Here is a 26,470-nt window from a genome sequence, read left to right as displayed (position 1 = left end):
CCAAACATCATCTCTCCCGCTTGCGGCAAGCGCAAGCGGGAGAGGCACGCAGGAGCGCGGGGCTGGTGGCGCTCCTACTTCAGCATCTGCGCGACGTTGTCCTTGGTGACGAGATCGAGGCCGGTGTAGACGATCTCCGGCACCTTCTCGCCCTTCTTGATGGCGAGCAGCGTGTCCATCGCCTTCTCGCCCATCTCGAACGGACGCTGGCCGACCAGCGCATTGGCATAGCCGTCACGCAGCAGCTCGAGCTGCATCTTCAGCGTGTCGGCGACGACCAGCGTGAACTTGCCGGAATCGATGTCCTTCTTGTTCCTGGAGGCGAAGGCCTTGAAGCCTTCAGGAGCGAACATCGGCCAGCCGCCGATGGGCACGATGGCGGCGAGATCGGGCGTTGCGGTGCGCATGTCCGTCATCTGCTGGACCGCGAGCGCGGGATCGTCGTTGCAGAAGGTCGGGGAGCCCGCGACCTCGGTCCATTTCGAGCCCTTCAGCGCCTCGCGCACGCCGTCGACGCGCTCGGCGAGGTTCTTGGCGCCGGGACCGCCCGAGACCATCGCGTATTTGCCGCCGTCGGGCCGCAGCTTCAGCAATTCCTTGCCGAGCGCGACGCCGAACTCCTTGTTGTTGGTGCCGATATAGGCGATGCGCTTGGAGCCCGGCGCATCCGCATCGAAGGTGATGACGGGAATGCCGGCCGCGGTCGCCGCCTCGATCGACTTGGTCATGGCCGCGACGTCGGCGACCGATATGGCGAGGCCGTCGACCTTCTGGGTGACGAAGTCCTGGATGATCTGCGCCTGCGTAGCCGGCTCGTGCTCGACCGGCCCCTTGTAGATGCACTCGATATTGCCGAGCTCCTTGGCGCGCTTCAGACAGCCGTCGCGCGCAAAGTCGAAGAACGGATTGTTCATCGCCTTGGGCACGATCACGAAGCGGTAGTTCGCGGCGAACGCCGGCGTTGCCATCATCGCAACGGCGATACCGGCCAGAAGCAGTTTCCTCATTGTCTCCTCCACCCTTGTTTGGTGCCCATCCTCTCAAAAGCGTCCGGGAAGCGGACAGGCGGCATTTTCGTTGCCTTCCCGAAGCGACGTCACGTCAGGTCATCCGCGAGCGGATGCGATCGACCAGCACGGCCAGGATGATGATCACGCCCACCAGCGTCTGCTGCCAGTAGGAGGAGACCTGCGCCAGCACGAGGCCGTTGCGGATCACTTCCAGCAGCACGCAGCCGACGATGGCCCCGAGCGGGCCGCCGATGCCGCCGGCGAGATTGGCGCCGCCGATCACGGCGGCCGCGATCACGTTGAGCTCGTAGGAGGTCGCCATGTTGGCCGGCGCCGATCCGAGCCAGCCGGAGATGATGATGCCCTGGAGCCCCGCGGCGAGCGCGCAGATCACATAGACCTCGATCTTCACCCGCACCACCGGGATGCCGGTCAGCTCTGCCGCCTTCTCGTTGCCGCCGAGCGCGAAGACGTGGCGGCCGAACGAGGTGTGGTGCAGCACCACGGCCATCGTCAGTGCGAGGATCACGAGATAGATGAAAGGCGCGGGCACGCCGAGCACGTCGCCGGAGGTGAGCGCATAGAAATAATCGGCATCGGGCCCGCCCGGGAAACTGCCGCGGCCATTGGAGACGACATAGCCGAGCCCGCGCACGATCGAGAGCATGCCGAGCGTGGTGACGAAGGGCGACAGGCCAAGCACGGCGATGCAGAAGCCGTTGACGAGGCCGGCGATCAGCGCGACGCCGAGGCCGGCGAGGATCGAGACCAGCAGGATCAGGCCGGGCACGTTGGCGAGCACGGTCTTGCCGTCGGCCGCCATGTGCACGAACAGCGAGGCGCCGAGCCCGCCCGGCGTCGACAGCTCGGTCATCACCATCGAGGTGATCATGGCCGAGAAGCACATCATCGAGCCGACCGAGAGGTCGATACCGCCGATGATGATCACGAAGGTGACGCCGAGTGTGGCGATGGCGATGAACGAGAAGTTCTTCGCCACGTTCTGGATGTTGCCTTGGGTGAAGAAGTACGGGCTGGCGAAATGCATGATCACCAGCAGCACCGCCAGCGCCAGCAGGACGTAGCCGGTCTGGGAGGCGAAGATGCCGCGCTGCCACCACCTGATCTTGCCGACATTGGTGAAGCTGATCGGGGATTCCATGGGCATGGCCATCACGCCGCCTCCTTCGCGCCGGTGATGAGAGCGGTGACTTCCTCCGGCGAGGTCTCGTGGATCGGCTTGTCGGCCCGCTTCTCGCCGCGGCGCATGACGATGACGCGGTCGCACACCGCGAACACGTCGGGCATGCGGTGCGAGATCAGCATCACGGCGACGCCCTGCTCCTTGAGCCGGTGGATCAGGCCGAGCACCTGTTCGACCTGGCGGACCGAGATCGCCGCGGTCGGCTCGTCCATCATCACCAGCCGCGCATTGGACAGGCGCGTCCGCGCGATCGCGACGGCCTGGCGCTGGCCGCCGGACATCTGCTTGACGAGATCGTCGGGGCGCGTTTCCGAGCGCAGCTCGCCGAACAACTCCAGCGCGCGTGCCGCCATCGCCTTGTGATCGAGCAGCGCGATGGGGCCGAATTTGCGCTTCAGCTCGCGGCCGAGAAAGACGTTGGCCGCGGCGGTCAGATTGTCCGATAGCGCGAGGTCCTGGTAGACGACCTCGATGCCGACGGCACGGGCGTCGACGGGCCGGTTGAAATGGACCGCGCTGCCGGCAAAGCGCATCTCGCCGTGCGAGGGGCGGAAATTGCCGGCGATGATCTTGACCAGCGTCGACTTGCCCGCGCCGTTGTCGCCCATCAGGCCGACCACCTCGCCCGGGAGGACCTTCATGTCGACGTCGTGCAGCGCGCGGATCGCGCCGAACTCCTTGCCGATGCCGGTGAGCTCGAGGACCGGCGTTGCTTCAGCGCTTGCCATCAGCGGCGTTCCTCAGACGTAGCGGTTGACCAGGGATTCCAGATATTCCTGCCGGCCCGAGCGCGGCTGCGGATCGAAGCCGGGACTCATCGCGCGGTCGGCGAGATCGGCGAGCGAGCGCTGGCCGCCGAGAATGGCGCGGCCCTCAGGTCCGGCCCAACCTTCGTAGCGCGTGGCCAGCGGCGCCGTGAGAGCGCCGGCATCGAGCATGTCGGCGGCGGCGAGGAAGGCGCGCGCGCAGGCATCCATCGAGCCGACATGGGCATGGATGAGATCATCGGGGTCGATCGACTGGCGGCGGATCTTGGCGTCGAAATTGAGTCCGCCCGAGGTGAAGCCGCCGCGGTTCAGGATCTCGTGGAACACCAGCGCCAATTCGGGGACGTTCATCGCGAACTGGTCGGTGTCCCAGCCGAGCAGATCGTCGCCGCGGTTGATGTCGAGCGAGCCGAACACGCCGAGCGCCTCGGCCAGCGCGACCTCGTGATGGAAGGAGTGGCCGGCGAGGATGGCGTGGTTCTGCTCGATGTTGAGCTTGACGTCCTTGAGCAGGTCGTAGCGTTCGAGGAAGCCGTAGCAGGTGGCGACATCGAAGTCGTATTGATGCTTGGTCGGCTCCTTCGGCTTCGGCTCGATCAGGATCGGGCCCTTGAAACCTATTCTGTGCTTGTGCTCGACCACGAGCGAGACGAAGCGGCCGAGCTGGTCCAGCTCGCGCTTGAGATCGGTGTTGAGCAGCGTCTCGTAGCCCTCGCGCCCGCCCCACAGCACATAGTTCTGGCCGCCGAGCCGGTGCGTCACCTCGAGCGCGGCGCGGACCTGGCCGGCGGCATAGGTGAAGATGTCGGGGTCCGGGTTGGTCGCGGCGCCCGCCATGTAGCGGCGATGCGTGAACAAATTGGCAGTGCCCCAGAGCAAGCGGACCTTTGCGGAGGCCATCTTCTGTTCGAACAGATCGGCAATCGCGTTGAGATTGGCGACGGATTCGCTGAGCGAATCCCCTTCCGGCGCCGCGTCGACGTCGTGGAAGGTGAAGAAGGGCACGTCCAGCAGGCGGAACAGCTCGAAGGCGACGTCGGCCTTGGCGCGCGCCATCGCCATCGCGTCGGTGCCGTGATGCCAGGGCCGCAAAAAGGTCTCGCCGCCGAAGGGATCGCCGCCCGGCCAGCACAGCGAATGCCAATAGCAGACCGCAAAGCGCAAGTGATCCTCGAGCCGGCGGCCGTGGACGAGACGGTCCTTGTCGTACCAGCGGAAGGCATGCGTGTTCGCCGCATCCTTGCCGGCAAAGGCGACGGGCGTCGTTGCATCGAAGAATTTGGCTGGCGCGTTCACTTAAGACATCTCCTTCAATGCGGGATAAAGCGCACGCCAGCGGCGATAGGCCTCGTCATAGGCGGCGGTCACGGATGCCCGGGGCGCGAAGCTCGCGAGCCGGCGTGGACGGGTGCAGATCTTGGCCGGATCTTCGCCGGTCGCGGCGAGCCGGCCGAGCCGTGCGGCGCCGAGCGCAGCCCCGACCTCGCCCTCCTCGACGCGGTGGACGGGAATGCCGAGTACGTCGGCGCAGATCTGGGCCCACAATGGCGAGCGCGAGCCGCCGCCGACGAGATCGACTTCGCTGATCGGCCCGCTCGCAGCGCTGAGCGCCGCGAGATTGTCGCGCGCGGCGAAGGCGACGCCTTCGAGCACGGCCTGGACGATCTGGGAACGTCCGGTCGCGCCGCGCAGGCCGACGAAGGCGCCGCTGGCGACGGCATCGTTGTGCGGCGTGCGTTCGCCATCGAGATAAGGCAGGAATTTGATGGGGCTCGGCCCGTCGACGCGCTCCCCGAGCGGCGCGAGAAGCGCGGCTGCCGGCGTCTCCATCACGTCGGACAGCCAGGCGAGCGAGGCCGCGGCCGACAGCATCACGCCCATCTGGTGCCAGAGGCCGGGCAGCGCGTGGCAGAAGGCATGCACCGCTGAAGCCGGCGCCGGCGCGAAGCGATCGGTGACGCGGAACACGACGCCGGAGGTGCCGAGCGACAGGAACGCATCGCCCGGCGCCATGGCGCCGAGCCCGATCGCGCTCGCCGCATTGTCGCCGGCACCGCCGGCGACCACGACGTCTTTCGCCATGCCCCAGCGCTGCGCGTATTCCGGCGCAAGCACGGCGCTGACCGCGCTGCCCTCGACGAGGCGCGGCATGTGATGCAGATCGAGACCGGTCGCATGCAGCAGCAAGGCCGACCAGCGGCGCTCACCGACATCGAGCCACAGCGTGCCTGATGCATCCGACATGTCCTCGACCATCTCGCCGGTCAGGCGGTAGCGGACATAGGCCTTCGGCAGCAGCACCTTGGAGACGCGCTTGAATATTTCCGGCTCATGGCGCGCGACCCAAAACAGCTTTGGCGCGGTGAAGCCGGGCATCGCCAGATTGCCGGCGATGGCGTGCAGCGACGGGCAGCGCCGCTCCAGCATGGCGCATTCGGCCTGCGAACGGCCGTCGTTCCAGAGGATCGCGGGACGCAGCGGCCGTCCGTCCTCGCCGAGCAGCGTCGCGCCATGCATCTGGCCTGAGAGGCCGATGCCGGCGACCCGCGCGATCTCGCGCGGATGGCGGCCGGCGAGGTCGTCGACCGCGCCGATCGCGCCGTCGACCCAGGCGTCGGGATCCTGCTCGGACCACAGCGGCGCCGGATGCGACAGCGCAAGCTCGCGCGCCGCCGTCGCGACCACCGCGCCGGCTTCGTTCACGAGAACCGCCTTCACACCGGACGTGCCGATGTCCAGTCCGAGATACACACCACCCTCCCTTTTGTCTGTCGCGGTGTGCGAGCTTGATGCCGCCTTCCCCGCAACGGGCCGTTTCCAAATCCACCTGCCGCTAGGGCAGATTGTCCCGCATCACGATGTCGATCCTGATCTTCTCCTGTTCGCGCAGGATCGGCTCGCCGCGGGCGAGCGCGAGCAGCACGCGCACGGCGGCACGCGCCTCATGTCCCGGATTCTGCGAGATCGCGGCATCCATTACGCCCTGGAGCAGCAGCCGGCGCGTCAGCGCGGTGACGTCGTGCCCGACAAACACGACCTTGTCGCGGCCGGCCTCGCTCAACGCTTTGGCGACGCCCTGCGTGCCGGCGCCGACGTTATAAAGGCCGACAATGTCAGCATGCCTGCCCAGCAGCCGTGCCAGCAGCTGCTCCGAGCGCGCGTCCTCGTCGCGCCCTTCCAGCACCGGCAGCACGCTGAGACCAGGGAATTCACTCGCCATCACCTGGTTGAAGCCGAAGATGCGCTCGGCGTGGTCGCGCAGGCCCTGCGATCCCGCGACGATCGCGACCTTGCCCGAGCGCCCGCCGACCAGCCGCCCGACCAGCGCGCCGGCGGTGCGGCCCGCGGCGATGTTGTCGATGCCGACATAATGGTGGCGGCGCGAGGACGGCACGTCCGAGACCAGCGTCACGATCTTGGTGCCGGCGTCGACGAGGTCGTTGATGGCGGCACGGACGGTGGGATGATCCAGCGCCACCACGGCGACGCCGTCGTAATCGCCGGACAGCGCCTCCAGCGAGGCGGCCAGCACGGAGGCGTCGAACACGTCGGTGGCAATCATCTCGACGCCGAGGCGACGGGCCGAGAGCCAGCCTGACATCTCGCCGAGATAGGCCTCGATCTGCTGCATGAACGGGTTCGGCCCCGATGGCATCACGAAAGCAAAGCGGCGGGCGCGGCCGCGGGCGAGTTCCGCGGCCGCCACATGCGGCTGAAAGGAATTGCGTTCGATCGCTTCCCGGACGCGCCGGACCGTGTCCGCCCGCACGCCCGGCCGGTTGTGCAGCACGCGATCGACCGTCGCGAGGCTGACGCCGGCCTCGCGGGCGATGTCCTTCAGCGTGAGCGCGGCGGTGGTGAGCGTCTCGGCCATGGCTGAAGGCTAGCAGAGGTGTTTTGAGGTACGCAACTCATTTTGAGGGGCAAGAGGGGCAGGTCGGCATTTTCGGCCCCGGGTTGCGCCGGACCGGAACTACCCGCCAGTCAAATCCAGCGTCAGGAACAGGCTGTTGGGATCTTCGGCATAACCCTCGAACGGGCCGCAGAGCACAAAACCGTGCGCCTGGTAGAGCGCATGCGCCGGCTTGAAATAATCCCATGAGCCGGTCTCGAGGCTGAGCCGCCGCAGGCCGCGCGCGCGGGCCTTGGTGATGATGTGACGGAGCATCCGGCCGCCATAGCCGCGCCGCCGCGCGGTCTGCAGCGTGTGCATCGACTTCACCTCGCCGTGGCCGGCCGAGAGCGCCTTCAGCGCGCCGGTGGCGACCAGCGTCTCGCCGTCCCAGCCGGTCCAGAACGCGACGTCGCTGGCGCGAAGGCCTGCGAGATCGAGCGCATGCGCGCTGCCCGGCGCGGTCTGCGCCCGAGCCGCCGTGACGTGATGATCGAGCAGCGCGATGACGCGGGGATCGAAGGTGTCGCCGGCGCGGATTTGCATCGTCACGGCCGCACTCCGCCTGCAAGCTGCTTCTGCATGAAGACGAGGTCGAGCCAGCGGCCAAACTTGCAGCCGACCTCCGGCATGCGGCCGACCTCGGCGAAGCCGAGCGAGGCATGCAAGGCGATCGAGGCGGCGTTGGCGGCCTCGATGCCGGCGATCATGGCGTGCTTGTCGAGCGCGGTGGCGCGCTCGATCAGCGTCGTCATCAGGCAGCGGCCGACGCCGAGCCGGTGATGCCGCTCGCCGACATAGACCGAATTCTCCACCGTGTGGCGATAGCCGGGAAAGGGGCGGAAATCGCCGAACGAGGCGAAGCCGACGACGTCCCTGCCCTTCATCGCGACCAGCACGGGATAGCCGGCCTGTTGCCGCGCGCCCATCCAGGCGCGCCGCGAGGCGAGGTCGGCCGGGCCGTCGGTCCAGACCGCCGTGGTGTTGACCGCGGCGTAATTGTAGATGGCCAAGATGTCGGCGGCATCCTCGAGCGTGGCGTCCCGCACGATCAGCGGCATCACATCTTCCCGTAAGAGGTGCCGCGCCGCGTGATGATGACGTAGCGCGCGTCCTGCCTGGTTTCGTTCTCGAAGGTCACCGCGCGCATCACGTCGAAGTCGAGACAGTCGCCGTCGCGCAGGCGCACCGTCTTGGCGTCGATATGCACGCAGACCGCGCCCTCCAGCATCAGGAGCTGCTGGGTGAAGGCGTTACGGCCCCAGGGGCTGTAGGAGACGCGCGCGCCGGCGGGCAGGTCGACGACGATGATCTCGATGCCGCTGGCCGCATCCGGCGGCGAGGCGTGACGCCGGCGGTAGCCGCTGTCGGGATCGCGCCAGTGCGGCTGGTCCGCCAGCCGCACCAGGCGTTCCGGCGGCTTCTCGGCGAGCGCGACGACGTCGCTGAGCGTGACGTCGAGCGCCGCGCAGAGCTTGTTGAGCAGCGCCGCCGTCGCACTGCTCTGCGCCCGCTCCACCCGCCCGATCATGGCCCGGCTGACACCGGAGCGCGCCGCAAGTTCGTTCAACGTCATGCCCGCCTGCGTCCTCAACGTCTTCAAGCGACGACCGATCGCACGGTCGAGTTTCTGCTGGTCCATGGTCTTCATCCAAACATTGCCCGACACGAGGACCGCACCCATCAGGGCGAGAGAAGCTTAAGCCGGGCGAGCCGCGCGTGCCGGGAGCCGGGAGCTAATATATTAGAATGTTTGGGCGGCAAATTCCCCGGCGTCTTGCCGCAGCCCGCCTGGACGTGGCGGGCTCGGCAGAGCGTTCCGTGGAAATTCGCTAGACCAGGAAATCCGATGCCGCGCCGTGGACCTGCGGGATCAAGGACCCGGGCGCGAGGTGGAGCGTCATCGCATGATGATCGGCATCGGTCAGCGTCAGAATATTGGTCTGAGTGTCGAAAGCCGCGTTCACCTTGGAGTCGAAGCCATCCAGCACCAGCGTCGTGCCTGGCGTATAGTTCGAGATGACACCGGACGTTTGCTTGGCATTGGGCCCGAACACAAATGTATCCGTCCCCGTCAGAACGACATTGCTGCTCAGATTACCGGTGACCACCAATGTCCCGTTGTTGACGTTGACGGCTCCAGCCCCGCTCAAATTATCGACCTTGAGCATGCCACCATCCAGGACAGTGCCGTTGTTGACGAGGTTGCCCGAGACATCCACCTCGCTGCCGGCGTGCACATTGACGATGCCGCCATTGGTCAGGCCATTCCCGAAGTCGATCGTGCCGCCCTGATCGGCGATGATCGTTCCAAATCTGTTGAAAACGGCGTCGTCGAAATCGAGCGAGGCGTGCACGGCTTCGATCAGGCCGCTGCTGGTGACGGAATTGCCGGTGTCCACCGTAAGCGGCTGCGACCCGTTCGCCTCGAGCGTGCCGGAGACGCCGATATCCAAAGTGAGACTGTGATCTCCGTTTCCGATGGTGCCGGCGCCGTCGATCGTGCCGCCTTCGAGGTTGAGCGTGTGATGCGCACCGCTGTTCAGGATCGAGGAGCCCGGATCGAGCTTGATCTCGCCATTGCCGATGACCGTGGCGTCGCCGGTCAGGATGAATTTCGCGAGATTGAAGAACTCGATCTTGCCGCCGTTGTTCAGCGTGCCGCTGGCAAACACACCGCTTGCGGCACTGAAGTCAAACACGGCGCCAGCCTTGAGCGTCACGTTGTTGAAGCTGTTGGCGCTGCCTGCAACGGATTCGATGAGTCCGCCTGATGTCGCATCCAGCGACGTCCCGTCCAGATGTACGTTGTCGAAGGTGATGGTGCCGCCATTGGCGACGATCGCACCGAGAGAGCCGCCGGCGATCGTATCGTTCACGAACGCGAGCATCGCCTGGGTTTCGCTCAGTGAACCGAGATTGTTGATCGTGCTGTTGCTGATCACACCGGCGCTGGCGGTCTCGTGCAAATTTCCGGTCACGCTGACATTGATCGCGGCCCAGTCAATCGACGTGAAGCTGGTCGAGCCGGCGACAGTCAGAACGGGGCGGCTGGTGTCATGCACGTCAGTGACCGTGATCGCGACGTTCTTTGTCGTGATTATTGTCAGGTCGCTGACCTCGACGGTGACGTCATAGACGTTGTCGTGGTTTGCGTCTTTCGGCGTTTCGAAGTCGGGCGCAGACTTGAATGTCACATCGCCTGTGATCGACAGGTCGAACAGAGCCGCATCAGCGCCGGAGAGCGAGTAGTTCACGGACCAGTTGTCAACGTCGGTCGCCGCGATGTGGTAGGCGAGACCAGTACCATTCTCCGCGAAGCTTGCCGTCGCGGCCGAGTGGATCACGGGGGCATCATCGATTCCGTTCAGCGTAACGGTGATGCTCTGCGTCGCCGAACCGCCGTGACCGTCGGCGAGGGTCAATGTGAAGGTGTCGGCATGGGTCTGCCCATCCCGGAGCGGAGCGAAGTTGGCATGAGAGACATCATAGCTCCATGTCACCTTGCCATCGGCATCGTCGACGGTCGCCGTGAGTGTGCCGAGATTGCCGCTTTGCGATGCCACCGAGGCCGTGTGAGTGTCGGTCTTGTCAGCGTCGGTAAAGAACACCGGCCCCGATGTCGAAACATGGGCAGCGCCATTGTCCGTCAGCTTCGCAGCAATGACGGACGGCATACCAATTTCCTTCACGAAGATGTCGGAAGCACCGTTGGTATCGCCCGGCACCAGAGTGCTGGCTGACGACTCGAATACCAGTTTGGTGCCATCAGCCGAGAAGCCGGGACGCTCGTTGTAGCCATTTGCCGGCACCCCGCTCGCGTCGGTCGAGATAAGAGTGACGGCTCCGGTGATCAGATCCTTCACATACACCTGAGGGCCATAATAGCCGTAGAAATCCGACACGAGATTGTTGGCCTCAGAAACAAATGCGATCTTGGTGCCATCAGGCAAGAATACGGGTTTCTGGGCTGCGGCGTTGTTGTTCTGCGGGACTCCGTCGGCATTGGCCGATACCAGCGTGACCACACCTGTGATCAGATCTTTCATGACGACGTTGCCGATTCGGATGTTGGAGCTACCCGGCACAAGATTGTCGGCGAAGGTATAGAACGCGACCTTGGTGCCATCGGGCGAGAACACCGGATCGTAGCTGCCGCCATTCCCATGAACGCCGCTGGCGCTGACCGACACCAGTGTGGTGGCCCCGGTGGAAAGATCCTTGATGTAGACGTCGCTGGTGTCGCCACCTCCTGTGTTCGACGCGAACACGATCTTGGTGCCATCGGGCGAGAACGAGGGGGCGTAGGTCCAGCCGTTCTCGTCGCCGCCGTGGTGTTGATCGTTGTACGGGCTGGGGCCCACGAGCGTTATCGCGCCAGTGGTCAGGTCCTTCACGAAGATGCCGCGCAAATTGTCGGTATCGCCCGGCACGAGATTGTCGGCATCGGAATAGAACGCAACCTTGGTGCCATCGGGCGAGAATATCGGGTTGGTGGTCCAAAAGCCGTCCGCCTGTGCCCCGCTGGCACTGGTCGACACGCGCGTGATGGCGCCAGTGGTCAGGTCCTTCACGAAAACGTCGTAAGCCTGATTGGTATCGCCCGGCACCAGATTGTAGGAAGCAGATGAGAACGCCAGCTTGGTACCATCGGACGAAAAAACCGGCTGGTAGCCACCCCCCTGAACTCCGCTGGCATTGGTCGACACGAGCGTGATCGCACCAGTCGTCAGGTCCTTCACGAAGACGTCGGGTGCGCCGTTGGTATCGCCGGGCACCAGATTGTCGGCATAGGATTCGAACGCCACTTTCGTGCCGTCGGGCGACAACACGGACTGGTAACTTTGGTCATCGGCCTGCGCCCCGGTTGCGCTGGTCGACACACGCGTGACGGAAGGGGTGAAAACAGGTGCCGAGTTTGTCATCAATGCCTCCGTTTGCCCGGCAACAGGCCGGGTCCGAATGTTTTGTTCGATGATCAGAAACAAAAACGCGGCGCCAATAAGTCGCTGCCGACCAGACTGCTGATCAAAGCAAGTTTAGGCCCCTGGATGACGAACGCTTGATGTCGCGCGATGCGTCATCGCTGCAAATCTGCGAATGATGGTGCATTGATTCCGGTATGACCCAAACGACAACACGCATGCTCGGGCAATCAGCATCCATGCGCCTTGCTTCGTCTCCGACCAACAAGTGAACAAAGTTTAGCCGCTGTGGTCGCTCTGAAGGCTGCCTCGTCCTTGGCGCCAAGGGCATTGATCGAATCGTCGAAGGGCGTTCGATGCGCCCGGAAGACGTTCGAGCCCTGTAAGCCGGATGCCGTCACCGCCCCCGCGATTCGACCGTCGCATTCGGCCAACGGCAGGCATTCGCAAGCCTGGCGCGGACGATGTCGATGCCGGCGAGGTCGAAGGTTGCGCTGATGGTGCGCCCCGCACCGTCGGTCACGGCGATCGACATCCGCCCGCCGTCGAGCGCGCGCACCAGATCGACCGGGTCGTCCGCCACGGAGGCGGTGCGGCCATCGACCGCCAACCGCCAGCGTAGCGATCTTGCCGCCGGCAGATCGGAGGACATCACGACCTCGACGTCACCACCGCGCGAGGCGCGCCAGACGCCATTGGCGCCGAGGGACATCTCGGTCCGCTGGTTCCGGCAGCGCAGGACCAGCGTCTGCGGCGCGTCGGCAGCAATGGGTGGAAGCGCATACAGCTTGGCCACGAAGAGCGGCGAGAAGTCCCGCGGGGACGTGGTCTCGCTGATCAGCCATCCTCTTGCGGCCGGAAATGCTGCGGTCGGATCGTCTCGATCGGGGAGTGCCGCCACTGGCGGCGGCTCGGATGCGGTCGGCGCGGGCGGCATGCGGGCGCGCGGCTTCGCAGGCACATCGCCGGACTGCCGGGCCTCGTCCTTGTTGGCGAACAGATTATCGAGGCATTGTTTCTCCGCACTGTGCGCCTTCAACCTGCAGCCGAGACGAGCCGCAGTGTCGCTGCCGGCCTGATCGCAGGCGGCTTCAGCGTTGCGTGTCTGCGCGAAGCATTGGTCCAGGCCCTTCAAGGTGCTGGACGCGGATTGACCGTGGGCTTCCGCGATCTCGATCATGACGAACAGGAGAGCGGCGAGCCGCCTCATGGACGCGCCGTCCGATTGGCCATCTGGGGATCCCGCCAGCTCTCGGCCGCCTTCAGGCGCTGCAATCCGGGAACGCTGGCAGAGGGATCGGCATCCTTCCATTTCGGATCGAAGCCGGACACGCGCAGCTCGTCGAGCCTGCCGAACAGTTCGTTCACGAAGGCCGTCACACGGTCATGGCGCGGCGAACCCGGGGTCCAGTTATACGCAACCAGAACCGTCGGCACCGCGATCGTCTCGACCGTCTGGCCCGCCGGCACGAGTGCCGGATAGTCGGCCGAGGTCAGCGAGGCGGGCACGTAATAGTCGATCAATCCCGGACCAAACGGCACCGGCAGGAACTTGAATCCCTCGTCCCATTTGCGCTTCACGAATGCGTCGACCGGCTTGGAGGTGACGAAGACCACGGCCGCCGTCTCGCCCTTGCGCATCTGCTCGAGTGCAACCGGGTGAGGCACGAAGGTCTTCTCGACCTCGATGCCGAGGCGGCTGAAAATGAGCGGACCCGAATAGGCTGCGGCGGTGCCCTGCGTGTTGAAGTTCACCTTCCTGCCCGCGAGATCGGCGAGCGAATTGATCTCCGGACGCGCGAAGATGTGCAGCTCCGACGGAAACAGGTTCATCACGTGGACGATACGGTTTCCGATCTCGGGCACCTGAGCGCGGTACTCGTCGAGCGAATCGCTGTTGATGATCGCGACGTCGACCCCCTTGAGATAGAGCAGATCGTTGACGTTCTCGGTCGGTCCGCGCGTCACGATCGGAAGCACGTTCACCTTTCCGCCCTCGTTGACGACGCGCGAGATCTCGGTGGCGAAGCGGAGCGGCGCGCCTTCCAGCAATCCGGCGGCGAGACCGACCGAGCCCGCGTTGATGCGATCCCTCACCTCCGCTTCCGCGCTTCGCGGTTGAACGGGGCGCGCGGCGTGACTCCCGCGCGCCGGTGCGGGTGCGGAACGCTCAGCGGACCGCTTTTCAGCACCGGCCCTGTTGGCATTTTGCGCGGAAGCAGGCAGCTCGAGCAGCGACAAGACCAGTATGAACAGCAGCTTGCGCATCATCGCGGCCTCCTATGTCTATGGCCGGACGTAGCTCCAGCCCTTCTCCTGCAGCTCCATCATGTGGACGACGCCCGAGGGCACCATGGACGCCTCCGGCAGCAGCTCCAGCGGCTTGCCTTCCTTCTTTTCCATCCCTTCCCTGGTGACGCCGCATGCGGCGAAGCGGATCTTGCTCGGGAAGGCGAGCTCGGTCATGGCGTGAATGCGATCGGCGACCGGTGTCGTGTCCTTGCGCAGCATGTGCAGCCCGGGACCGAACGCCACGATCTCGACATCGGCTTCCTCGCCCTTCTTGCGGTAGTAGTCGAGCACGTTGGTTGCGTTGTTGAGCGCCAGATTCATCACGGCGGAATCGTTCTGGTTGACCTGGATCACGAGCCGATGCGCCGCCGGCTTGTCCGGGCGGGCCGTGGCTTGCTTCTTCGGGACCATGGTGCGCGCCGCGCTCACAGAGCCCTGCTGCTGTTGCATCGAGGTCATGGGATATGCCGAGCTGATTGCGAATGTGGCAATCATGGCTGTGACGATATGGATTCGTGCATCAGGCATGGACCATCTCCCCTCTGGGTCTTGCGCTCTACATGCGGTGCAACTCGTTCGATCTCGATCCGGCCCTTGAGCCGACCCGTTGATGCTGCGTGCGGATTTGCGTGGGCGGTGCCCGAACCCGAAACATGAACTCCGCGCCGGTCTGCCGACAGACTGCAGTTCGTGCTAAGCGCAATGGATTAAGCGCAGGAGGACATCGGCTCAACGTGCCGCTCGTTGCGCGCCGGTTCAAAGCCGCGGGGAGAATTCAGGCCGCAACACCAAAGGGCCGATCGGGCCGAGGTGGAGGGTCTGGAGCGGGCGAAGGGAATCGAACCCTCGTATGCAGCTTGGGAATCATTTTTGGCACCCAAATACGTCAATGGGTTACACGGATTTGGCTCTTTTTTGGCTCCGCGCTATGCGGGATTGGTGGTGCGGTAAGATCCAACTCCGAATTAAATTTTCCATACGGCAAAAACCAGCCGATCCTTTTTTGGGGTCCACTCCGTCCAGCATGACGGTCACGAAGGGGGCGACCGCAAGCTAGACGAATACCGGGAACGTTCCGCGATAGGAGCTATTTGGTTTTCACACCGAAGCGAGTGCTTAGGGACGTGCAGTAACAATCCAAAATGCACCTTGGAGTACAATCCCTTCGGGGCCATCGATCTGTCGATAAGCATTTGCAACGGCCGAAATCAAAGCTTCTCTCGCCGCAGGCTTCAAGTCATTGAGAACCCGTGTCAGTGGTCCGAACTGCAACGAAAAATTTGCAGCTTCGATAGCTTCGCCCGGTCCACCAAGCCGCATACGCTCGTCGTGGCGGCGCAACTCGATTTGACGAAATCCAGCACGACCTAAAATATCCTGAACACGTGATGGGTTCGCAAGCGAGAACATGCCGGGCTCGTCCGGTCCGGGTATTGGCACCGCATCGTTCGGCAAAAGCGGCCGTGCCGCTTGTACTGCTGTCGAAATGTAGGTGTTTTCCGCGGCGGTTCGACAGCACAAGAACGTCATCCGTCCTGATGTCTTCAAAGCGGATCGGAGATTGTCGAACGCGGCAACCGGGGCACCAAAAAACATAATGCCCAAACGAGAGTATATGTGATCAAAACCCGCTGGCTCGAAGGCAAAGGAGCCTGCATCCGCGACAGCCAGCGTTACTTGCGCGAATCCTTTTTCGACAACACGCTCTCTAGCCCGTGCGAGCATTTGGTCCGAAATGTCTACGCCAGTTACGTGACCGAGTTTGCCCACAAGGCGCGCAAATTCCAGCGTCGATCCCCCACAGCCGCAGCCGACATCGAGAACGTGTTCTGCGCTCTTCGGGTTTGCCTCCCTAATAGCCGCATCGCCAGCTGGTCCGAGAAGCGCGTCCAGCCGATCCTGAAGAGTGACCCATGGCGCTGTCGCGGAACTGTTCCAATAGCGAACCATTCGCGCGTTTGGCCCGTCATCCGACGTAGGCTCGTTTGAGGAGACTTCATCTTCCACAGTTCCCCCCTTCGCTCGGCGCCTTCGGCACTATGGCTGGAGCCTCCGACAGGTTAGCTCGGGTGGAGCGCGAACAAAAGCTGCAAGAGACCGCTGTAAAGGGGTTCTCGCTGGAACGCCGCTAAGGTTTTGGAGCGGGCGATCGACTAGCCTTGGCCAATGAAAAAACTCCCCCGAGCAATCGGAGGAGTTTACACGCGCACAACTGGTGTTGCTATGCGGTCGCGGCCTTCACTGCCCACATCGCGGCCTCTTCGTAGGCTGTCTGGGCCAAAGCCACCAAGCGGGCGTCTTTAGGTTTGAGGTGATCGCACAGATTAATCAATTCAGCCGTGCGCTGCTTGATGACATCCACATCGCCACTGGCGCTGGGATTAAAGGTAGTGCGAACGCGGAGTTCGCCGATTGTGTTGGGGGTTATGGCCCCGCTGTTGTCTGACATAGTTCGATGTCATTGGCTTCTAATGCACTTCATTGAATCACGGATCGCAAAACGCGCAACGTGCCCACGGGGGACAGCGATTTTGGGCTCAAACTGGCTCTAGAATCGTGCTCGTAAGGACCCGAAAATCACAATCATTTCAGCGAGTGAGATATCCACAACAAGCTAGAAAAGCAGCTCATTCCAAGGACGTACCCTGTGCAGAAACCCCTTGCTTTAAAGGGTTTTGGAGCGGGCGAAGGGAATCGAACCCTCGTATGCAGCTTGGGAAGCTGCCGTTCTACCATTGAACTACGCCCGCTTGTGCGCTGCTCGCGCCTATCCTGATTAGCCGAGACGGCGCCTCCCGCCAAGCGATTTGGCGCGTCTGCCCGGACAGTTGTTAACGTCCTGATAAGATTTTGGGTGCGCCGGATTGTGGCGGTGTTATGATCGACCCGTCGGGGGAAAAGCGTGCACTGAGTGGGGCGTGTGCATGGTGGGGCGTGGCTACACGATATTCGACACGGCGATAGGCCGTTGCGGCATCATCTGGAGCAGCACCGGCGTGGTCGCCGTGCAATTGCCGGAGGCGCGGGAGATCGACACCCGCCGCCGGATTTTCCAGGCTCATCCCGAGGCGCGCGAGCAGCAGCCTCCGCTCAATACCGAGCTTGCAATCGAGGGCATCGTGGGCCTGCTGCAGGGCAACGATCCCGATTTTTCCGACGTCAGCCTGGATGCCGGCGGCGTGCCCGGCTTCAACCGGCGGGTCTATGAATATACCTGCACGATCCCGCGCGGGGAGACGCGCACCTATCACGAGATCGCCAAGGCACTTGGCGCCTCTGGCGCCGCGCATTCGGTGGCGCAGGCGATCGCGAAAAATCCCTACATGCTGATCGTGCCGTGCCACCGCGTGCTGGAGGCCGGCAATTACACCGGCCGGATCTCGCCTTACGGCGGGGTGATCTCCAAGCGGCGGCTGCTGTCGCTGGAGGGCGCCCAGCCGGTCGCCAGCAAGACGCTGTTCGAGGTGCTGCTGCCCGTTGCTCCGCCGAGGCCGTCTACCTAGATAGGTGGCATGGATGCCACTACGCTGCTGACGACCCGATCGATCACCGTCTCCGAGTTTCGCTGCGATGCGGGACCGGACGATACGCCGTTTGCGGAATGCCGCACCGGCCATTCCATCGCCTATGTCCGCTCGGGCAGTTTTGGCTGCCATTGCCGCGCCGGCTTCTTCGAGCTGGTGGCGGGCTCGATGCTGATCGGCGCGCCCGGCGAGGAATACACCTGCACGCACGAGCATGTCTCGGGCGACGTCTGCCTCGGCTTCTTCTTCAGCGAGGACCTGGTCGATGCCCTCGGCGGGCGGCGCGAGATCTGGCGGGTCGGCGCGACACCGCCGTTGCCCGAGCTGATGGTGCTGGGGGAGCTCGCCCAGACGGCAGCAGATGGCAACAGCGACCTGGGTCTCGACGAGATCGGGCAAATTCTTGCGGGCCGTTTCATCGACGCGGTTTCGGGCAAGGCGCGCAAGCCGGCCACGCCGACCGCGCGAGACCGCCGCCGTGCCGTCGAAGCCGCGCTGTGGATCGACGACAATTCGCATGCCGAGCTCGACCTCGAACAGGCAGCAAAGCAGGCCGGCCTCAGCCCGTTCCATTTCCTGCGGCTGTTCTCGGCCGTGCTTGGCGTCACCCCGCATCAATACCTGGTGCGCTCGCGGCTGCGCCATGCCGCGCGCAAGCTCACTGAGGACGACATCGCCGTCACCGACATCGCCTATGACGTCGGCTTCGGCGACCTCTCCAATTTCGTCCGCACTTTTCATCGCGCCGCCGGCGTGTCGCCGACCAAGTTCCGGCAGGCCTCGAAGGGGATGCGCAAGATTCTCCAAGAGCGGGTTGCCCTCAACTGACTAGGGTCGTCTCCGGCGCGCGCCAGTTGCGGCGCGCTTTGCAATGGAGACGATCATGTACGACCACATCGGATTGCGCGTTGCCGACCTCGACGCCGCCACGCGCTTCTACACCGCGGTGCTGGCGCCGCTCGGCTACGTCCTGTGCTCCAGCGGCGACGGCTATGCCGGGTTCGGACCGAAGGGCGAGACGGGGCTGTGGCTGCATCTGAACAAGGGACGCAAGGCCGACGGCGCGCATATCGCGTTTCGCGCCGGGGATCATGACGCGGTCAAGGCGTTCCACAGCGAAGGGCTGAAGAGCGGCGGCCGCGACAATGGCGGCGCCGGGCCGCGTAAGGATTACAGCCCGACTTATTACGCGGCGTTTTTGATCGATCCTGATGGCAACAATGTCGAGGCGGTTTGTGTGTAGGGCGCGACCAAGCGCTCCACATACGCAGATGCCGTAGGGTGGGCAAAGCGTAGCGTGCCCACCATCTGTCGCGATCATTGACAGATCGTGGGCACGGCGCGTTGCGCCTTTGCCCACCCTACGAGCTCCATTTCCTAAGGAACAACATATGGCCTCCCTCCACAACGACATTCCCCTCCCCGTCCCCGCGCGCGACGTTTGGGACGCCGTGCGCGATTTCGGCGCGCTGCCGCAGCGGCTGGCGCCGGGCTTCGTCACGGCGTGCACGCTCGACGGCGATGCGCGCATCGTCACCTTCGCCAACGGCTCCGTCGCGCGCGAGGTGCTGGTCGATTGCGACGATGCGCGGCAGCGTCTCGTCTATGCGATCAACAATGAGCGGCTGAAGCATTACAGCGCCTCTGTGCAGGTGATCGCCGAGGGCGAGGCGCGGTGCCGGCTGGTCTGGATCATCGACATGCTGCCGAACGAGCTTTCGGCCTACGTCCAGGGCCAGACCAAGGAGGCCGTCGCCGCGATCCACAGGGCATTCCCGCCTGCGTAGCTCTTTGTTTGAGCATGATCTCCGCGCAAACGCGTCCCGCGTTTGTCGCGAGGGAAAACCGCTGCACACTTTGCGCTAACGCGGCCCTGCGGGTCCGGATCATGCTCGCTTGCGTGATGTTTTTCACAGAGCCGCGCCCTCGCCATCCATAACCATGCCCGCGTGCGTTCGGCCAGCTCCGCTCTCCCGGCGGCGCCACGCACGCGAGGAGCATGCCATGAGAGGTGCGGACAAGGTGATCTGTCAGGCGGCCGCCGTGCTGCTGCTGTTTTCGATCTCGAGCGTGCCGGCAAAGGCGCAGTTCCTCGGCGGCGGAGCTGCCGGCGGCGAGGACATGATGACCCAGATGGCGCCGATGCTGGAGATGATGAAGGCGAAGATGGGCAAGCGCCGCTTCGCCATGCTGATGCAGACCATGGGCCCGATGATGAGCCGCATGATGGAGAACGGCGGCAGCGGGCTCGGTGGCATGATGGGCGGCGGCAATCTCGGCGGCGGCTTTGGCGCTCCGAATTACGGCGGCTACGCGCCGATGGGCGGAGGCGTGCCGACCGGGCTCGGCGGCATGGGCGGCGGCGACATGATGGCGATGATCCCGCAACTGATGCGGCTCGCCAATGTCGGCGGCGGCAGCCATCGCCGTCACAGGCATCGCTGACGCGGGTCGGCAGCTCTGGCAACGAGGCAACCACCCTTCGCGGGGGACGAAGGATGGTTGCACCTAGCCGGCGGATGGGGCGCCGCCGGGTTCAGATCCGGTCGTTGAGCAAGACGCCGGACAGCGAAGGGTCGCTTGATTGCGTCGCGCTGTAGGTCGAATCCGCGAGCGAGTCTTTCAGTGATTGAAGGAATTGCTGCAGCAGCTCCGTCGCCGACGTGCTGCTTGACGAACCATCCGTGCTGCTCGCAGTCGTCGTGTCGCTCGATCCCGTCGCGCTGGACGAGGTCGAATCCGTGAGCGAGCTCGTCAACGACTGCAGGAATTGCTGAAGCAAATCCACCAGCGGATTGCCGCTCGACGAACTGTCGGTACGACTGGCCGAAGCGCCGCCATCCGGCGGCGGCCTGGGCGGCGGTCCACCTGCTCCGCCAGGTCCACCCGGACCGTGAGAGAACGCCGCCTTGAACACGCCTTGCAGCTCGGTCGCCTGCTCATCGGTCAGCTTGCCGTTCGAGACTTCCTGCTGGATGAGATCGTCGATCTTCGATGCGAACGCGTCAGGAGATAATCTGCTGCCGCTGGATTGATCGCTCGCGCTGCTCGATTGCAGGGCGGAATCGATGTCGCCGAGCGCGGACGACAGCGCCGTCTGATCGGAGGAGCTGACCGCGCCGGAACTGACTTCCGCCTGCAGTTCGTCCTGCAATCGCTGCAACGGCGATGAGTGGCGATGGTGGGAGGAGAGCGCCGAAATCGAGGTCATGGTGGCTTTCCGTGCTGATGAACTCGCGGCGAAGTTCTCGCCAGGAGCTGGCGCGGAGCCTTCGGCAAGGCGCAGCTTCGGTTACCCTTCATTGCCAGGCAGCCGACGGAAACATCTAGAAACAAAAATCCGGCGAACGTGTCCTAATCGGCCGCGCCGGACAGAGCCGGCGTGATCGCGGGCTTGCCCTCGCGCGGCCCCCAGCGCGTCAGCACGACGCTCGACCAAGAAAGCAGGCCGAGCACGACCATCGAGCTCGCGGCCAGCCAGAAGAAGCTCTGCGCGGTGGCCTCGTGCGTCAGCAGCCACCAGCCGACCGCCGAGATGTAGATCAGCCGCGCGGTCTGCGCCAGCACCGGGCCGATCACCTTCGCCGCGCCTTGCGAGGAGAAATACATCGTCGTTGCAAGGCCGAAGAACGCGTAGAACGGCCCGACCGTCGAGAGATATTGGTGGCTCGCCGCGCGCACGGCCGCGCTGTCGGTGAAGATGTTGACCCAGAGATCGGGGAAGATCGCAACGAGGCATGCCGGCGCGCCGACGGCCACGAACGCCGCGGCACTGGCGATCCAGGCGATGCGCCGGGCCCGCGCGATGCGGCCCGCGCCGATCGCCATCCCGACCATCGGCACGCAGGCAATGCCGAACGAGAACGCGATCGAGGTCAGCAAAAATTCCAGCCGCGCGCCGACACCGTAGCCGGCGAGGATCGCTGTGCCGAACTTCGCCAGCATGTGGGTGAAGATCGAGATCGTCAGCACCGATTGCAGCGGGGAGAAGCAGGCGATGGCACCGACCTTGAGGATGTCGAAGAACATCGCCCATTGGATGCGCAGGCCGCGCAGCCTCAATGCGATCCGCGCGCGGCCGGAGAACAGGTACCAGCCCATGATGCCGATGTTCATGGTGTAGGCGATCAGCGCGCCGGCCGCGACGCCGCGCATGCCGAGCTGCGGCACCGGGCCGAGCCCGAGGCCGAGCGTGCCGCCGAGCACGATCTGCCAGGCTGCGGAGTTGAGGATGAGGAACGACGGCAGCTTCATGTTGCCGGTGCCGCGCAAGATGCCCGCCATGGTGTTGAGCAGCCAGGGCAGCACGGCGCCGCCGAAAAACACCTGCGTGTAGGCGATCGCATGCGTCAGCACATCGCCGCGGCCGCCGAGCATTTCGAGCAACCTGGGCCCGAAGATCAGCATGCCCAGCATGAAGACGAGGCCGAAGCTGATACCGATCAGCATCGCATGCACCGCGAGCGTGCCGGCACGGTCGCGGTCGCCGGCACCGAGCGCGCGTGCGATGGCGGATGCCACCGCGCCGCCCATGGCACCGCCGGACATGGTCATGGTCAGGATCACTGTCGGAAACACCAGCGCCATCGCCGCCAGTGCCTCGACGCCGAGCCGGCCGATATAGGAGGTCTCCGCGATCACCGTACAGGTGCCGGCCGACAGCGCGATCACGTTCGGCCAGGCAAGGGAGAGCAGCGTGCGCAGGATCGGCCCGTCCACCAGCGCGCTCCTCACGGGACGCGGGGGCGGCGGCAGCGGGCGCTCTTGCTCATCGACCGGGATCTCGGCGATGTCGGACATGTCCTCCCCCGGACGCAGGCGCCATTTGCGGCGCGGCAATCACTTGGTGTGCCAATGCATTTGCGCGCGTGAGGCGCGGCGAGAGGCTTGTTAGCACGGCAATTGCCGATTCCTCCTGCGCCGGGTGCAGGCGTGCCCTGCGGCAGCGCATTTCAAGAGGTGGAATTCAATTTCTCCCTCTCCCCGCTTGCGGGGAGAGGCGAAACCCGCCGCGCCGCTGGCGTTTATTCGATCGTCCATACCAGCGGCGGGCGACCACCCGGGGTCGGACGCAGATGCACGCCGATGTGCCGGCCGCATCCGGCGGCAAGGCCTTCGAACAATCCCTCCAGCACCTTTGCGCAGGCGCGGTGATAGTCGGCGACGTCGTCCATCAGCTTCCAGCTCTGCTGGCGGAGCTCGAACGTGCCTTCGGACCGCGCCGTCTCGGCGGCGTCATCCTGCGCGGCGAACAGCGCGTTCAGGAACGATGCGAACTCGCCCGCGCCGCCGCGGGTCATCGACAGCGCCGCGGCGACCTCGTCGAAATATTGCATGCCGATCAGCTTGCCGGTGAGGTGCAGGAGGTAGCCTGCGTCCTCGGGACCGAACAGCTGCACCATCACGGGCGCGGCGGTGCGGACATATTCCATCGCGTAGTTGCGATAGGCCTTTTCAAGCCGCGGTTTCGGCCAGCTCTCAACCGGCAATGCCGGTGCGGTCTTGGCGTCGAACAACGGCGCCTCCAGATGCCGCGCAAAGACGAGGCGCTGATCGAGCTCGAGCGGATGGTCGTATTGATGGTAGTAACCTTCGAGCCCGTCCTGGCCGTCGACGCTCTGCTTGGTGCAGACGAAGCCAAGGCGGAGATCGCCGAGCGCGACACCGTTATTGGCGTGCCAGCCGCGCAGCATCGCGCGTGAGACCTCGCCCGGCACGCCGCAGATCGCGGTGCCCTTCCAGATCCAGCGCGGCGGCGGATAGCGGATCCAGGCTTTGCGGTCGCTCTCATACATGTATTCGACGTGGACGCCGCCGATCCAGTTGGAGAGATAGTGATATTGCGCAGCAGCCACCGCCGGCGGCAGGTGGCTGAGCCCGAGCTTTTGCAAGCCCGGCAGGAAGCGCTCCTGCTGCTGACGGCGGAAGACGCGGAAGACGAACTCCGCCGCATCCGCCGTGCCGCGGCGCGTGACGACGGTGAGGATGAGTCCCGTGAAGTAAGCGTGATAGAGATCGGCGACCGCGCGCCAGCGCTTCCATTGGGCTTCGTGCGCGGTGTCCAGCGCGGTGGTCATGTTCACTCCCGATCGTTGTTGCGATCGAGTGTGTCATTGCAGGGAATAGAACGCAATTGAGAGAGGAAAGACCGCCTCAGCCGCATGCCCTGTCCGGCCGATGACGTCCTCGACGGCGACAGCGTCACATTCCCGAACTGCCGTCAGATCAGGCGCGCCTTTCGACGCAGCCGCGAATGCATCTATTTCCTGTCACACAATTTGTGATAGCATTGTCGTCTACGAGGTTGCGGGGGGCGGTTTTAATTTGGAGCATTAGCCATGTCACGCGAAGCCGATATTTATGAACTGCGAGATTTGATCGCCCGGCTACGGCAGGAACTGATTGCGAAGGAAACAGCGGCGAGCGACGTCGCACCAGATGCAGAGATGCTCGCTGTCGAGATATCGCAACGCAGGCGGTATCTGGACGAGCTCATGTCGGATCTGCAAGGCCTGTCGAGCGCCCCCGATGCGCCGGCGCCGTCAGATGACGATGCGCCGGCGGCGGACGCCGCGCCGCAGGGACTTGCGATCATCATCGGCCACAGCTCGGAAGGTACGGACAAGGGCGCAATCGGGCTGTCGCCTCCTTTTCCGAGCACGGCTGAGCAGGGGCGCGCCGAATACTTCTGGAACGAGGATCTTGCCGCACGAATTGAGGCCATTGCGAACACGCGCCAGATTCGCGTCAAGACATTTCGTCGCCGGGAGAATGGCGGCGTCGGCATTCGCGAGGCGTATCGTCTTGCCGCGGAGTGGAAACCACAGGCCTCGATCGAGCTTCATTTCAACTCCGCGGGGCCCACGGCGCGCGGAAGCGAGACGCTGTTCGGACGGCAAGGTTCGCGTCCGTGGGCGCGAGCGCTACAGGACCGAATGGTCGCCCTTTATGGCCGTACCGGCTCGCTCGATCGCGGACTGAAAGACGCCAACGTCGAAGGGCGCGGCGTGCTCAGCCTGACCAATGAAGTGCAACCGTCGGCCCTGATCGAGCCGTTCTTCGGCTCGAATATGGAAGATGCCTCCCTGGGGATTGCCCGCAAGGACGGTCTCGCCGAGGCGGTCGTGAACGCCTTTGCAACCTTCGTCGGCCTGCCCGTGCCGTCGGCCGACGCCGTTACGGCGGACGCGCCCGCGGACACCGGCCTTTGGGACTCGCTGCGCGCGGCCTATGCCGCAATGAGCATCGAGCATCCGCACATGAAAGCGATCACCTTCGCCCAATGGGCCCTCGAGTCGGGTCATGGCACCTCTCTACTCGCGAAGAACCATCTCAATTTCGCGGGAATGAAGTGGCGGCCGTTCATGAGCGACGTCGCCAGTAAAGTATGGTACAATGCGCATGATGGCGGCGAGTTTTATTGCGCATTCGCTTCGCTTCAGAACTTCGTCGCCGGCTACTGGCTTCGACTGGATCGTCATCCGAGCTATCATGGGTGGCGGCAGCACGCCGCCACTCCCGAAGCTTTCATCAATTTCATCGGGCCGATCTGGGCGCCCCCGTCCGCAAATCCAAACTATGTGGCGAAGGTCCTCGACCTGTTCGACGAATATCGCAACGTCTTCGACACGATGGCCGACGCGACTTACGTGGTCGCGGCCGAACCAAGCGATGAGGATTTTTGGGTCGATCGCACGGAGGACGCGATTGCCCTTCGACGGAATGGAGAAACCGCGGACGCCGCGGCGCGCAGGGCCGATCACGAATCCGGCGTCTCCTGGGCTTCGGATGCCAGCTCATGCGACTACGCGCATCTCGGCGCCGGCCTGCCGGTCGGCATGCAGTTCTCGTTCACGGCCGCGGATCTGGAATTGCTTTGCACCCTCAACGATTTTCCGGTGCAGGATTCCGGCGGCACGCCGGTTCTGTTCGGCTTGCGCGGTGCGGGGATCGTGCAAGGCGGATCGAGCAGCGATGGCAGCTGGCGCGATGAGGTCATTCTGAAGAACCTCAGGCCCAACCATCACGAAATCCGATGCGTGATGGGCGCTTGGGATCGGCAACTTGGCAAGATTGCAGTGTATCCGGCGTCCACTGTTCCGAACGCAGAGGCGGTCGTATCCTGGTTCCAGACGCAGGAGTCAGGCAACCTGCTCGCAACAGGCTTTTATCGGTACATTTGCGGGGAGCATAACGGCCGACCTGGCTGCTTCCTGCTGCGCAAATCCATATCCGAAAAGCGCATCGTGATCGTTCGCCGATCCGAAGATGACCTGATCTACGAGAGCACCGATAAGGTGCACAAGACGGCTCCAGGCGACAACATCCATCCGTCGTTCTCCAGCGAGACGAGCTGGTTTTCATCGTTCGGGTGTCAGGTGGTCGTTGGCAGCGCGACCTCATCCGGGGCCCATTCCGGACCTTGGGCGAGATTCCGCCGCTCGGCGGGGTTGACCGATGGCGACGGCGATCCCGGAAAGCCCTTTATTTATGTGCTGCTGACCGGACAGGAAGCCCTGCAAGCGTCCGACGCGCGCCGGCGCAATCTTTCTCTCGCCGATCCCGAGGTCCGCGCAATGCGCAGGCTTCGATTCGGATCGACGAGCCCGCGAGTGGCTGCGCTGCAGGCGCAGCTTGGGCAATCCAACGACGGCGATTTGGGTCCAGCGACGGCCGAAGCCCTGCATGCGAAGCAGCGATCACTGGGCAATCGCAGTGACGGGATCTACACGCCCGCCCTTGACGCGCAGCTCGGATGGAATGTCTACCTGAGTGCCGATACGTGACTGAGACGAGGGGTGGCGAGCCGGTGTCGGGCCTGCCACCCCGGGCGACGATGGCCCGATCTCGATGAGT

24 protein-coding genes and 1 tRNA gene are annotated in these 26,470 nt (G+C 64.3%); 6 read left to right on the top strand and 19 right to left on the bottom strand.

Translation table 11 applies throughout. The features are described 5' to 3' along the window. Positions 1-74: 74 nt before the first annotated feature. The 16 genes from IQ16_RS28335 to IQ16_RS28260 form a co-directional block, all read right to left on the bottom strand. Positions 75-1,007 carry a sugar-binding protein gene (locus tag IQ16_RS28335; protein ID WP_026312292.1) on the bottom strand — a complete coding sequence of 311 codons (933 nt, stop codon included), beginning with the start codon at positions 1,005-1,007 and terminating at the stop codon, positions 75-77. A gap of 94 nt (positions 1,008-1,101) precedes the next feature. Further along, on the bottom strand, positions 1,102-2,184 hold the full coding sequence (locus tag IQ16_RS28330; protein WP_026312291.1) for an ABC transporter permease: 1,083 nt from the start codon (positions 2,182-2,184) through the stop codon (positions 1,102-1,104). After that, positions 2,184-2,942, bottom strand: a complete 759-nt coding sequence (locus tag IQ16_RS28325; protein ID WP_018644925.1) for an ATP-binding cassette domain-containing protein — start codon at positions 2,940-2,942, stop codon at positions 2,184-2,186. Before IQ16_RS28325 ends, IQ16_RS28330 begins: the two co-directional genes overlap by 1 nt. A 12-nt stretch (positions 2,943-2,954) precedes the next feature. Next, positions 2,955-4,277 carry a xylose isomerase gene (gene xylA, locus IQ16_RS28320; RefSeq protein WP_018644924.1) on the bottom strand — a complete coding sequence of 441 codons (1,323 nt, stop codon included), beginning with the start codon at positions 4,275-4,277 and terminating at the stop codon, positions 2,955-2,957. Beyond that, complete coding sequence (gene xylB / locus IQ16_RS28315) at positions 4,278-5,732, bottom strand: xylulokinase (RefSeq protein WP_018644923.1); 1,455 nt, start codon at positions 5,730-5,732, stop codon at positions 4,278-4,280. It lies immediately after the preceding gene. Between the two features lie 82 nt (positions 5,733-5,814). Beyond that, entirely contained in the window at positions 5,815-6,855 is a 1,041-nt protein-coding gene (locus tag IQ16_RS28310; protein WP_018644922.1) for a LacI family DNA-binding transcriptional regulator, read from the bottom strand. A gap of 99 nt (positions 6,856-6,954) precedes the next feature. Further along, positions 6,955-7,419, bottom strand: coding sequence for a GNAT family N-acetyltransferase (locus IQ16_RS28305; RefSeq protein WP_026312290.1), 465 nt, complete (start codon positions 7,417-7,419; stop codon positions 6,955-6,957). A gap of 2 nt (positions 7,420-7,421) precedes the next feature. Beyond that, a complete protein-coding gene (locus tag IQ16_RS28300) occupies positions 7,422-7,934 on the bottom strand; it encodes a GNAT family N-acetyltransferase (RefSeq protein ID WP_018644920.1) in 513 nt (170 codons plus the stop codon). Beyond that, positions 7,934-8,515 carry a helix-turn-helix domain-containing protein gene (locus IQ16_RS28295; protein ID WP_026312288.1) on the bottom strand — a complete coding sequence of 194 codons (582 nt, stop codon included), beginning with the start codon at positions 8,513-8,515 and terminating at the stop codon, positions 7,934-7,936. Before IQ16_RS28295 ends, IQ16_RS28300 begins: the two co-directional genes overlap by 1 nt. Before the next feature lie 190 nt (positions 8,516-8,705). Continuing rightward, the gene (locus IQ16_RS28290; protein ID WP_244635872.1) at positions 8,706-11,861 is read right to left on the bottom strand and encodes a VCBS domain-containing protein; all 3,156 of its coding nucleotides are present in this window, start codon (positions 11,859-11,861) and stop codon (positions 8,706-8,708) included. Positions 11,862-12,195: 334 nt separating this feature from the next. Beyond that, a complete protein-coding gene (locus IQ16_RS28285; RefSeq protein ID WP_018644917.1) occupies positions 12,196-13,008 on the bottom strand; it encodes a hypothetical protein in 813 nt (270 codons plus the stop codon). After that, a complete protein-coding gene (locus tag IQ16_RS28280) occupies positions 13,005-14,069 on the bottom strand; it encodes a TAXI family TRAP transporter solute-binding subunit (RefSeq protein ID WP_018644916.1) in 1,065 nt (354 codons plus the stop codon). The genes IQ16_RS28285 and IQ16_RS28280 overlap by 4 nt, the downstream gene beginning before the upstream one ends. 15 nt (positions 14,070-14,084) lie before the next feature. Then, positions 14,085-14,618: a DsrE family protein gene (locus tag IQ16_RS28275; RefSeq protein WP_145831876.1), complete on the bottom strand. Its 534-nt coding sequence runs from the start codon at positions 14,616-14,618 to the stop codon at positions 14,085-14,087. A gap of 588 nt (positions 14,619-15,206) precedes the next feature. Beyond that, entirely contained in the window at positions 15,207-16,097 is an 891-nt protein-coding gene (locus IQ16_RS28270) for a class I SAM-dependent methyltransferase (protein ID WP_145831875.1), read from the bottom strand. Between the two features lie 214 nt (positions 16,098-16,311). Next, positions 16,312-16,539 (bottom strand): Acb2/Tad1 domain-containing protein, encoded by a 228-nt coding sequence (locus IQ16_RS28265; protein ID WP_018644914.1) that lies wholly within the window; start codon positions 16,537-16,539, stop codon positions 16,312-16,314. A 227-nt stretch (positions 16,540-16,766) separates the two neighbouring features. Continuing rightward, positions 16,767-16,840, bottom strand: a tRNA-Gly gene (locus IQ16_RS28260). Between the two features lie 174 nt (positions 16,841-17,014). On the opposite strand from IQ16_RS28260, the gene IQ16_RS28255 reads away from it, so the two are divergent. The 5 genes from IQ16_RS28255 (at position 17,015) to IQ16_RS28235 (ending at position 20,059) form a co-directional block, all read left to right on the top strand. Beyond that, on the top strand, positions 17,015-17,593 hold the full coding sequence (locus IQ16_RS28255; RefSeq protein WP_026312286.1) for a methylated-DNA--[protein]-cysteine S-methyltransferase: 579 nt from the start codon (positions 17,015-17,017) through the stop codon (positions 17,591-17,593). Between the two features lie 9 nt (positions 17,594-17,602). Continuing rightward, positions 17,603-18,442, top strand: coding sequence for a helix-turn-helix domain-containing protein (locus tag IQ16_RS28250; RefSeq protein WP_018644912.1), 840 nt, complete (start codon positions 17,603-17,605; stop codon positions 18,440-18,442). Positions 18,443-18,497: 55 nt separating this feature from the next. Continuing rightward, a complete protein-coding gene (locus IQ16_RS28245; protein WP_026312285.1) occupies positions 18,498-18,857 on the top strand; it encodes a VOC family protein in 360 nt (119 codons plus the stop codon). 148 nt (positions 18,858-19,005) lie between these two features. Then, the gene (locus IQ16_RS28240) at positions 19,006-19,401 is read left to right on the top strand and encodes an SRPBCC family protein (protein ID WP_026312284.1); all 396 of its coding nucleotides are present in this window, start codon (positions 19,006-19,008) and stop codon (positions 19,399-19,401) included. Between the two features lie 217 nt (positions 19,402-19,618). After that, on the top strand, positions 19,619-20,059 hold the full coding sequence (locus IQ16_RS28235) for a hypothetical protein (protein ID WP_018644910.1): 441 nt from the start codon (positions 19,619-19,621) through the stop codon (positions 20,057-20,059). 91 nt (positions 20,060-20,150) lie between these two features. On the opposite strand, the gene IQ16_RS28230 is transcribed toward IQ16_RS28235, so the two are convergent. The 3 genes from IQ16_RS28230 to IQ16_RS28220 form a co-directional block, all read right to left on the bottom strand. Continuing rightward, complete coding sequence (locus tag IQ16_RS28230; RefSeq protein WP_018644909.1) at positions 20,151-20,825, bottom strand: hypothetical protein; 675 nt, start codon at positions 20,823-20,825, stop codon at positions 20,151-20,153. A 143-nt stretch (positions 20,826-20,968) separates the two neighbouring features. Further along, positions 20,969-22,414, bottom strand: coding sequence for an MATE family efflux transporter (locus IQ16_RS28225; RefSeq protein WP_020607972.1), 1,446 nt, complete (start codon positions 22,412-22,414; stop codon positions 20,969-20,971). Positions 22,415-22,638: 224 nt separating this feature from the next. Continuing rightward, positions 22,639-23,691 (bottom strand): hypothetical protein, encoded by a 1,053-nt coding sequence (locus tag IQ16_RS28220; RefSeq protein ID WP_018644907.1) that lies wholly within the window; start codon positions 23,689-23,691, stop codon positions 22,639-22,641. Between the two features lie 261 nt (positions 23,692-23,952). On the opposite strand from IQ16_RS28220, the gene IQ16_RS28215 reads away from it, so the two are divergent. Further along, entirely contained in the window at positions 23,953-26,400 is a 2,448-nt protein-coding gene (locus IQ16_RS28215; protein WP_018644905.1) for an N-acetylmuramoyl-L-alanine amidase, read from the top strand. Positions 26,401-26,470 lie beyond the last annotated feature (70 nt).

It is taken from the genome of Bradyrhizobium huanghuaihaiense (assembly GCF_007830635.1).
GTDB classification, from domain to species: domain Bacteria; phylum Pseudomonadota; class Alphaproteobacteria; order Rhizobiales; family Xanthobacteraceae; genus Bradyrhizobium; species Bradyrhizobium huanghuaihaiense.
Note: the sequence above shows the minus strand (reverse complement) of the source record. Positions and strands in the feature narration are given on the sequence as shown.

What these genes read in the sequence shown, in the direction of transcription:
- IQ16_RS28310 (WP_018644922.1), bottom strand. Translation starts at nt 6,855, where the DNA reads ATGGCCGAGACGCTCACCACCGCCGCGCTCACGCTGAAGGACATCGCC.
- IQ16_RS28285 (WP_018644917.1), bottom strand. Translation starts at nt 13,008, where the DNA reads ATGAGGCGGCTCGCCGCTCTCCTGTTCGTCATGATCGAGATCGCGGAA.
- IQ16_RS28305 (WP_026312290.1), bottom strand. Translation starts at nt 7,419, where the DNA reads ATGCAAATCCGCGCCGGCGACACCTTCGATCCCCGCGTCATCGCGCTG.
- IQ16_RS28295 (WP_026312288.1), bottom strand. Translation starts at nt 8,515, where the DNA reads ATGGACCAGCAGAAACTCGACCGTGCGATCGGTCGTCGCTTGAAGACG.
- IQ16_RS28220 (WP_018644907.1), bottom strand. Translation starts at nt 23,691, where the DNA reads ATGACCACCGCGCTGGACACCGCGCACGAAGCCCAATGGAAGCGCTGG.
- IQ16_RS28225 (WP_020607972.1), bottom strand. Translation starts at nt 22,414, where the DNA reads ATGTCCGACATCGCCGAGATCCCGGTCGATGAGCAAGAGCGCCCGCTG.
- IQ16_RS28215 (WP_018644905.1), top strand. Translation starts at nt 23,953, where the DNA reads ATGTCACGCGAAGCCGATATTTATGAACTGCGAGATTTGATCGCCCGG.
- IQ16_RS28245 (WP_026312285.1), top strand. Translation starts at nt 18,498, where the DNA reads ATGTACGACCACATCGGATTGCGCGTTGCCGACCTCGACGCCGCCACG.
- IQ16_RS28330 (WP_026312291.1), bottom strand. Translation starts at nt 2,184, where the DNA reads ATGGCCATGCCCATGGAATCCCCGATCAGCTTCACCAATGTCGGCAAG.
- IQ16_RS28335 (WP_026312292.1), bottom strand. Translation starts at nt 1,007, where the DNA reads ATGAGGAAACTGCTTCTGGCCGGTATCGCCGTTGCGATGATGGCAACG.
- IQ16_RS28230 (WP_018644909.1), bottom strand. Translation starts at nt 20,825, where the DNA reads ATGACCTCGATTTCGGCGCTCTCCTCCCACCATCGCCACTCATCGCCG.
- IQ16_RS28255 (WP_026312286.1), top strand. Translation starts at nt 17,015, where the DNA reads ATGGTGGGGCGTGGCTACACGATATTCGACACGGCGATAGGCCGTTGC.
- IQ16_RS28265 (WP_018644914.1), bottom strand. Translation starts at nt 16,539, where the DNA reads ATGTCAGACAACAGCGGGGCCATAACCCCCAACACAATCGGCGAACTC.
- IQ16_RS28275 (WP_145831876.1), bottom strand. Translation starts at nt 14,618, where the DNA reads ATGCCTGATGCACGAATCCATATCGTCACAGCCATGATTGCCACATTC.
- IQ16_RS28280 (WP_018644916.1), bottom strand. Translation starts at nt 14,069, where the DNA reads ATGATGCGCAAGCTGCTGTTCATACTGGTCTTGTCGCTGCTCGAGCTG.
- IQ16_RS28240 (WP_026312284.1), top strand. Translation starts at nt 19,006, where the DNA reads ATGGCCTCCCTCCACAACGACATTCCCCTCCCCGTCCCCGCGCGCGAC.
- IQ16_RS28250 (WP_018644912.1), top strand. Translation starts at nt 17,603, where the DNA reads ATGGATGCCACTACGCTGCTGACGACCCGATCGATCACCGTCTCCGAG.
- IQ16_RS28300 (WP_018644920.1), bottom strand. Translation starts at nt 7,934, where the DNA reads ATGCCGCTGATCGTGCGGGACGCCACGCTCGAGGATGCCGCCGACATC.
- IQ16_RS28235 (WP_018644910.1), top strand. Translation starts at nt 19,619, where the DNA reads ATGAGAGGTGCGGACAAGGTGATCTGTCAGGCGGCCGCCGTGCTGCTG.
- IQ16_RS28325 (WP_018644925.1), bottom strand. Translation starts at nt 2,942, where the DNA reads ATGGCAAGCGCTGAAGCAACGCCGGTCCTCGAGCTCACCGGCATCGGC.